Annotated in this window: 8 protein-coding genes; 6 read left to right on the top strand and 2 right to left on the bottom strand. The window is 67.5% G+C overall.

Going from position 1 to position 7,202, the window contains the following annotated elements:
* Positions 1-998 (top strand): biotin/lipoyl-containing protein (locus DSP71_RS14895; RefSeq protein ID WP_258546478.1); only part of this gene is annotated, 998 nt, incomplete at its 5' end.
* A gap of 73 nt (positions 999-1,071) precedes the next feature.
* Here the strand turns inward: DSP71_RS14895 and DSP71_RS14900 are convergent.
* Complete coding sequence (locus tag DSP71_RS14900; RefSeq protein WP_113681474.1) at positions 1,072-2,400, bottom strand: uracil-xanthine permease family protein; 1,329 nt, start codon at positions 2,398-2,400, stop codon at positions 1,072-1,074.
* Positions 2,401-2,511: 111 nt separating this feature from the next.
* Between DSP71_RS14900 and DSP71_RS22390 the strand changes: the two genes are divergently transcribed.
* Together DSP71_RS22390 and DSP71_RS14910 are read left to right on the top strand one after the other, a co-directional pair.
* The gene (locus DSP71_RS22390; RefSeq protein ID WP_045262550.1) at positions 2,512-2,775 is read left to right on the top strand and encodes a type II toxin-antitoxin system VapB family antitoxin; all 264 of its coding nucleotides are present in this window, start codon (positions 2,512-2,514) and stop codon (positions 2,773-2,775) included.
* Positions 2,772-3,167 (top strand): type II toxin-antitoxin system VapC family toxin, encoded by a 396-nt coding sequence (locus DSP71_RS14910; RefSeq protein WP_113681475.1) that lies wholly within the window; start codon positions 2,772-2,774, stop codon positions 3,165-3,167. The genes DSP71_RS22390 and DSP71_RS14910 overlap by 4 nt, the downstream gene beginning before the upstream one ends.
* Before the next feature lie 18 nt (positions 3,168-3,185).
* On the opposite strand, the gene DSP71_RS14915 is transcribed toward DSP71_RS14910, so the two are convergent.
* A complete protein-coding gene (locus tag DSP71_RS14915; protein ID WP_113681476.1) occupies positions 3,186-4,064 on the bottom strand; it encodes a phosphoribosylaminoimidazolesuccinocarboxamide synthase in 879 nt (292 codons plus the stop codon).
* 197 nt (positions 4,065-4,261) lie between these two features.
* Here DSP71_RS14915 and DSP71_RS14920 point away from each other — a divergent pair, with 197 nt between their 5' ends.
* From DSP71_RS14920 to DSP71_RS14930, 3 genes are all read left to right on the top strand, one after another.
* Complete coding sequence (locus DSP71_RS14920; RefSeq protein ID WP_309472627.1) at positions 4,262-4,909, top strand: PadR family transcriptional regulator; 648 nt, start codon at positions 4,262-4,264, stop codon at positions 4,907-4,909.
* Complete coding sequence (locus DSP71_RS14925; protein ID WP_113681477.1) at positions 4,906-6,477, top strand: MFS transporter; 1,572 nt, start codon at positions 4,906-4,908, stop codon at positions 6,475-6,477. The genes DSP71_RS14920 and DSP71_RS14925 overlap by 4 nt, the downstream gene beginning before the upstream one ends.
* Before the next feature lie 66 nt (positions 6,478-6,543).
* Complete coding sequence (locus tag DSP71_RS14930) at positions 6,544-7,098, top strand: GNAT family N-acetyltransferase (protein ID WP_058631625.1); 555 nt, start codon at positions 6,544-6,546, stop codon at positions 7,096-7,098.
* The last annotated feature ends 104 nt before the right edge of the window (positions 7,099-7,202 follow it).

Below are 7,202 nucleotides of genomic sequence, written 5' to 3' on the forward strand. Positions count from 1 at the left end.
AGGAGGCGCCTGCTCCCGGGCTCTCCGTCGAGCAGCGTGCGCGGTTCCACGATGCAGCGCGCTCGATCTGCGGTGAGGTGCAGTACCGCGGGGCGGGCACCGTGGAGTTCCTGCTCGCCGCCGACGGCACCATCTCGTTCCTCGAGGTGAACACCCGGCTCCAAGTGGAGCATCCGGTCACTGAAGAGGTCACCGGCGTCGATCTGGTGCGCGAGCAGTTCCGCATCGCGTTCGGGGAAGGCCCATCGTTCGTCGAGACGCCCACGCCGGCCGGGCACGCGTTCGAGTTCCGCATCAATGCCGAAGACCCCGGGCGCGGATTCCTGCCGAGCCCCGGTCGTGTCGAGAGGCTGCGGATCCCCGGCGGCCCTGGCGTGCGCTGGGACAGCGGCATCGAAGAGGGCGACGTCGTGCAGCCGGCCTTCGACTCGATGATCGCCAAGCTGATCGTGCACGCCGACTCCCGCGATGCCGCCATCGTGCGCGCGCGGCGGGCGCTGCGGGAGCTCACGGTCGATGGACCGGCCACCGTCATCCCGTTCGACGTGATGGCGCTCGACGAGCAGGCGTTCGCCACGGCGACCTTCGCGGTGCACACCCAGTGGATCGAGAAGGCGCTGCTGCCGAAGCTCGAGACTCAGTCGCGACCTGCAGCGGTGCCGGAAGACGTGCTGCAGCGCTTCCCGGTCGAGATCGACGGTCGACGTGTGATGCTCGGGATCCCCGCCGGATTGTTGTCGGGCCTCGGTCGTCCCGTCGACCCTGCGGCCGCAGCACCCACGACCGATCCGAGTGAGCTGCGCTCGCCGGTTTCCGGCACTCTCGTGCGGTGGCTCGTCGACGACGGCGCCGAGGTCACGGAGGGCGAACCCGTCGCGGTGCTCGACGCCATGAAGATGGAGACCACGGTGACCGCGCACCGGACCGGGACCCTTTCCTACCGAGCTGAGGTCGCGGAGATGGTGTCGGCGGATCAGGTTCTCGGGGCCATCGGCTGAGCGCTCCACGGCGAACGCAGCGATCCCGGATGCCTCAGGAGGGGCATCCGGGATCGTCGTCTGTGGGACCGGCTTACTCGGGATCGCCGCCGAGCGGGCCGACGGCCTCCAAGGGCTTGGGGTCGTCGGCGCCTGTCTTGCGCAGGCGGGCGATGAGGTTGCCCAGGTGGTAGATCAGGATCGCAGCGACGGTGGCGATGACGATGCCGCCCAACTCGAAGCCGGATGCCTCGTCCTTGATCATGAAGCCTCCGACGGCCATGATCAGCGCGACAGCTGCCGTGTACTGATTGACCGGGCGCGAGAAGTCGACCCGGTTGTCGACCCAGATCTTGATGCCGATGACGCCGATCAGGCCGTAGAGCGCCGTGGTCACGCCGCCGAGCACTCCCGCGGGCACCGAGTTGATGACCTCGCCGAACTTGGGGGAGAGGCTGAGGAGGATCGCGGCCGCGCCGGCCACCCAGTACGCGGCGGTCGAGTAGACGCGGGTGGATGCCATCACGCCGATGTTCTCGCCGTAGGTCGTCGTGCCCGAACCGCCGAAGAATCCCGCGAGCGTGGTGGAGACGCCGTCTGCGATCAGGGCCTTGCCGGTCTGCTGGTTCACGGTCGTGTCACCCGTCATGGTCGCGACGCCGCGCACGTGTCCGACGTTCTCGGCGATCAGGACCAGGACCACGGGAAGGAACATCGCGAGCGCGGTGAGGGTGCCGGGCTCGGTGAAGTTCGGGAAGTGGAAGGTGGGAAGGCCCACCCAGTCGGCCTTCTCGACGGCCGAGAAGTCGAGCTCTCCCCGGAACGCCGCGAAGATGTAGCCGGCGATCACGCCGAGGAAGATCGAGATGCGGCCCAGGAATCCGCGGAAGACGACGGCGAAGAGGATGGTGATGGCGAGCGTGAACGTCGCCGTCACGGGCGCTGCCGCGTAGTTGTTGTGCGCGGCACCGGCGAGGTTGAACCCGATGAGGGCGACGATCGTGCCGGCGAGGACCGGCGGCAGGAAGCGGTCGACCCACTTCACCCCGACCGTGTGCACCACGACCCCGATGATCGCCAGCAGTACGCCGACCGCGACGATCCCGGCCAGGGCCGTGCCCATGTTCGCGGAGGCGGTGGCGGCGGTCACGGGCGCGATGAAGGCGAACGACGAACCGAGGTAGCTGGGCAGCTTGTTGCGTGTGACCAGCAGGAACAGGATCGTTCCCACACCGCTGAAGAGAAGCGTGGTGGCGACCGGGAACCCGGTGATGATCGGCACCAGGAACGTGGCCCCGAACATCGCCACGACATGCTGGAGTCCGATCGCGATCGTCGCGGGCCAGTTCAGGCGCTCGTCGGGACGGACGACGGCGCCGGGCTCGACCGTGCGGCCGTTTCCGTGCAGCTTCCACAGGGCCATGCGGGCTCCTCAGGTTCGGGGGATGGCAGGAGTGCCGGAGCAACACTACCGATTCCTGAGTTTTCACTGAACGTCTTCTACCATGGTAGACGGCGAGGTAGAATGGTAGACATGAGCCTGAACATCAAGAACGAGACGACGCATGAGCTGGTGCGCCGGCTCGCGGCGCTCACCGGGCAGAGCCAGACCAGTGCGGTGGAAGATGCCGTTCGGCGGCGCCTCGCCGAGTTGGAGGAGCAACGCTCGGGCGAAGAAGAGGAGCGCCGTCGCCGTATCCGTGCGGTGATCCGCCGGGCGCAGCAGATTCCCTCCACCGGACGCACGACCGAGGAGATCATGGACGAGCTCTACGACGAGACGGGTATGCCGCGTTGATCGTCGATTCCTCGGCCCTCGTGGCTGTCTTGATGGCTGAGCCCGAAGCTGCCGAGATGAGCGAACTGTTGGAGGAGGGTCCCTTCTCACTGTCCGCGGCCACGCTCACGGAGTGCATGATCGTGCTCCGCGGCAAGGGAGGCGAGGCGAAGGTGCTCGCGCTGGACGAGCTTCTGGAAGCGACGGGTGCGACCGTCGTTCCGCTCGACGAGGCCCAGGCGCGTCTGGCGGCCAGGGCGTTCGTCAGATTCGGACGCGGTTCCGGGAGCGCGGCTCAGCTGAACTACGGCGACTGCTTCTCTTATGCTCTCGCGATCAGCCGCGACGAGCCTCTGCTCTTCAAGGGTGACGACTTCATCCACACAGACGTGCGCCGGGTGGAGCTGACCTGAGTTGTCAGGCCTGAAGCGTCAGGCGCCGAGGCGCTCGATCAGCTCGCGGTAGCGGTCGGCGGTGCGCTCGACCACGTCGTCCGGGAGCAGGGGTGGCTCGCCCTCCTGGTCCCAGTTGGCGGCGAGCCAGTCGCGCACGATCTGCTTGTCGAAGCTCGCCATCCGCGCGCTCGGTGTCGTGCCGGTGCGCCAGGCCTCGGCATCCCAGTAGCGGGACGAATCGCTCGTGAGCACCTCGTCGGCCAGGCGCAGCGTGCCGTCGGCGTCCGTGCCGAACTCGAACTTGGTGTCGGCGAGGATCAGACCCTTCTCCTCGGCGATGGCGGACGCAGCCGTGTAGATGGCAAGGGAGGTGTCGCGCAGCTCGACCGCGCGCTCGGGGCCGACGAGCTCGACCGAGCGCTCGAACGTGATGTTCTCATCGTGTTCGCCCATCGGGGCCTTGTATGCCGGAGTGAAGAGAGGTTCGGGCAGTCGGTCGCCGTTCTGCAGGCCGGCCGGCAGCGGGATGCCGCACACCGTCCCGCTCTCCCGATACTCCGCCCATCCGGAACCGGTGATGTAACCGCGTACGACGCACTCGATCGGCAGCATCTCGAGCGACTGGGCGAGCATCGCGCGATCCGCCACGGCCTCTGGCAGCTCGCCCTCGGCGATGTGGTTGGGGAAGTCGGAGAGCTGCGCGAACCACCAGCGGCTCAGTCGCGTCAGCAGGGCGCCCTTGTCGGTGATACCGGGGGAGAGGACGAAGTCGAAGGCGCTCACCCGGTCGGAGGCGACGACGAGGATGCGCGTATCCGCCGGATCCTCGGAGGCGTACAGGTCGCGGACCTTGCCCGAGTAGATGTGCCGCCAGCCGGGAATGCTCTGTGCCGTGCCTTCTGAAGGTGTGCTCACCCGCCCATTATCCCGGTTCCCTCGCGATGCTCTCACCCGCGCTCCTTCGCGACCCATGCTCCGCGTCGACACCCATCCCCGCACACGCCGGGGGGCGTGGGTCTCGACGGAGAGCATGGGTCTCGACGGAGAGCATGGGTCTCGGTGAGAAGTTCGACCCCGTCTGTTCAAGGGGCGGAAACAGGCGTATAGTCCACATGGACTATTTGAGGTGGGACATGAAGAAGGATGCGGTCGACCGGCTCACTCCCATGGGGGTGATGGTGCTCGCGCTGCTGCGCGAAGGCGACATGCACCCCTATGAGATGGTGCGTCTCATGCGGGCGCGCCATGATGATCGACTGCTCACGATCACCAACGGGACGCTGTACCACACGGTGTCCCGGCTGCACCGCGCCGGCCTGATCGACGAACTCGGCATCGACCGCGAGGGAAATCGGCCCGAGCGGACGACCTACTCCTTGACGGAGACCGGACGTGAGGCCGTCGTGACGTGGGTGCAGCGTGAGCTGCCCCGCATCGATCACCCGGCCGACTTCCGCATCGCGCTCGCCGAGGCGCACAACCTCGAACGCCCGGAGGTCATGGACCTCCTGCGCGCGAGGCGCGTCGCGCTCGTCGAGGATCACGCTCGCCACCGCGACGGGCTCGGCAACGCGAGGGAGAAGCACGTGCCCGAGCAGGTGCTGGTCGAGATCGAGCGTCAGGAAGCTCTGCTGGCGGCCGAGCTCCGCTGGCTCGACTCCCTCCTCGATCGTCTCGAAGCCCGTGTCCTGCCGTGGGGTCCCACGGCATTCCAGAACTCAGACCGCTACCGCGCTCAGCGAAAGGCTGCACAGCAATGACAGATATCCCTCGCGACGGAGACCGCCCGCCGGTCTCCGCGCCCTCCACCTCCGGTCCGTCGACCGGTACCTACTCGGTCGGGCACAAGCCCGCGAGCCCCTGGCCCGCCCTCTGGGCGCTGGTCATCGGGTTCTTCATGATCCTGGTCGACACCACGATCGTCTCGGTCGCGAACCCGGCGATCAAGGCCGCCCTCGACCCCGACACGAACAACCTCGACAACGTCGTGTGGGTCACGAGCGCCTACCTGCTCGCGTATGCGGTGCCGCTGTTGATCACCGGGCGCCTGGGTGACCGCTTCGGCCCGAAGAACATCTACCTCATCGGCCTCGCGGTGTTCACCCTCGCCTCGCTGTGGTGCGGGCTGTCCGATTCGCTCGAGATGCTCATCGCCGCACGTGCCGTGCAGGGTCTCGGCGCCGCTTTCATGACCCCGCAGACCATGGCCGTGATCACCCGCACCTTCCCGCCCGAACGTCGAGGCGCGGCGATGGGGCTGTGGGGTGCGACCGCCGGTGTCGCCACGCTCGTCGGTCCGCTCGTGGGTGGTCTGCTCGTGGACGGCTTCGGCTGGGAGTGGATCTTCTTCGTGAACATCCCGGTCGGCATCGTCGCCTTCGTGCTCGCTTGGCGCCTGGTCCCGAAGCTGGCCACGCACCCGCACCGCTTCGACATCGTGGGTGTGGTGCTCAGCGCCGTGGCGCTGTTCCTCATCGTGTTCGGACTCCAGGAAGGCGAGAAATTCGACTGGGGCGTGATCTGGGGCCCGATCTCGGTGTGGAGCCTGATCATCGCCGGACTCGTCGTGCTCGGGTTGTTCATCTTCCAGCAGGCGAAGACACGCAGTGAACCTCTTGTTCCGCTCGAACTGTTCCGCGACCGCAACTTCTCCGGAGCGAACGTGGCCATCGCCGCCGTGGGCTTCACGGTGACGAGCATGTCGCTGCCGATGATGTTCTTCCTGCAGACCGCGCGGGGGCTCACCCCGACGGAGGCGGCGCTGCTCCTCATCCCGATGGCGGTGCTGTCGGGAGTGCTCGCTCCGGTCGCGGGCAAGATTCTCGACCGCGTGGACCCGCGCATCATCCTCATCCCCGGGCTGCTCTGCGTCGCCGCCGCACTGATCTGGTACTCCGCTCTGATCAACATGGACACCCCGATCTGGATGTTCCTGCTGCCCTCTGCGCTGATGGGTATCGGCAACGCCGGCATGTGGGGGCCGCTCGCCACCACCGCGACGCGCAAGCTGCCCCCGCGCCAGGCGGGTGCAGGTGCCGGCATCTACAACACCACCAGGACCATCGGATCGGTGATCGGGTCGGCCTCCATCGCCGCGTTCATGCAGTCCCGTCTCGAAGCGAACCTTCCGGGGCTCGCTGACGCACCGGCGGGCATCTCCACCGGGGGTGCACTGCCGCCGCAGGTGGCGGACGGGTTCGCTGCGGGAATGTCGCAGGCGATCCTGCTGCCGGCGTGCGTCATGGCGGTCGCGCTCATCGCCTCGCTGTTCCTCGGTCGTTACGACAAGACGGAGCCGGCAGTGCCCGCATCCGCGCGCACCGAGTAATCGAACCAGGGGAGGGGCCGTGTCCGTCGGTTTGCGGATGCCGCCCCTTTCTGGTGTCATCGGGCGATGACGATCGCACTCTCTCGACCGAACATCGACCTCTTCGACTCCTGGGCCGCCGCAGTGGCCGAGTTCGAGGGTGGACACGTCGACGGGGGCGGTCTCGAGAAGGGCTTCGTGCCGGACCGGGCCGCTTTCGAGGCGTTCGTCGAGCGTGCAGAGCTCTACGCCACACCTGGCGCGGTGCTCCCGGAGGGGCACGTGCCCTGCGACTACTACTGGATCACCGAGGGCGATCAGGTGGTCGGCTTCCTCTCCTTCCGCCGAGAGCTCAACGACTACCTGCGTCGCTTCGGCGGCCACATCGGTTATTCGGTGATCCCTTCCCGTCGCCGCGAAGGGATCGTTCGCGAGGCGATGCGGCAGGTGCTCCGCCAGGCGAAGGCGGAGGGCTACGAACGGGTCATGCTCACCTGTGACGACGACAACGTCGGGTCCATCCGCACCATCGAGGGAGCCGGTGGCGAGCTCGAAGACGTGATCGAGGCACCGCAGGCGGGGCAGCCTCTCGTCCGCCGGTATTGGATCGACGTTTCGGGCACCCGACTCGCCGCGAGCTAGGGTAGTTCCTCGGCGGTCGTCCGGTCGCTGCTGTCGACCCGAGGAGCACACGTCGTGATCCGAAATCCATCCACCGCGGCTGGCCGTCTGCGCCGATCGGTGCG

Source organism: Microbacterium sp. H6 (genome assembly GCF_003314775.1).
Lineage (GTDB): Bacteria > Actinomycetota > Actinomycetes > Actinomycetales > Microbacteriaceae > Microbacterium > Microbacterium oxydans.

What these genes read in the sequence shown, in the direction of transcription:
- DSP71_RS22390 (WP_045262550.1), top strand. Translation starts at nt 2,512, where the DNA reads ATGAGCCTGAACATCAAGAACGAGACGACGCATGAGCTGGTGCGCCGG.
- DSP71_RS14900 (WP_113681474.1), bottom strand. Translation starts at nt 2,400, where the DNA reads ATGGCCCTGTGGAAGCTGCACGGAAACGGCCGCACGGTCGAGCCCGGC.
- DSP71_RS14925 (WP_113681477.1), top strand. Translation starts at nt 4,906, where the DNA reads ATGACAGATATCCCTCGCGACGGAGACCGCCCGCCGGTCTCCGCGCCC.
- DSP71_RS14920 (WP_309472627.1), top strand. Translation starts at nt 4,262, where the DNA reads ATGGACTATTTGAGGTGGGACATGAAGAAGGATGCGGTCGACCGGCTC.
- DSP71_RS14930 (WP_058631625.1), top strand. Translation starts at nt 6,544, where the DNA reads ATGACGATCGCACTCTCTCGACCGAACATCGACCTCTTCGACTCCTGG.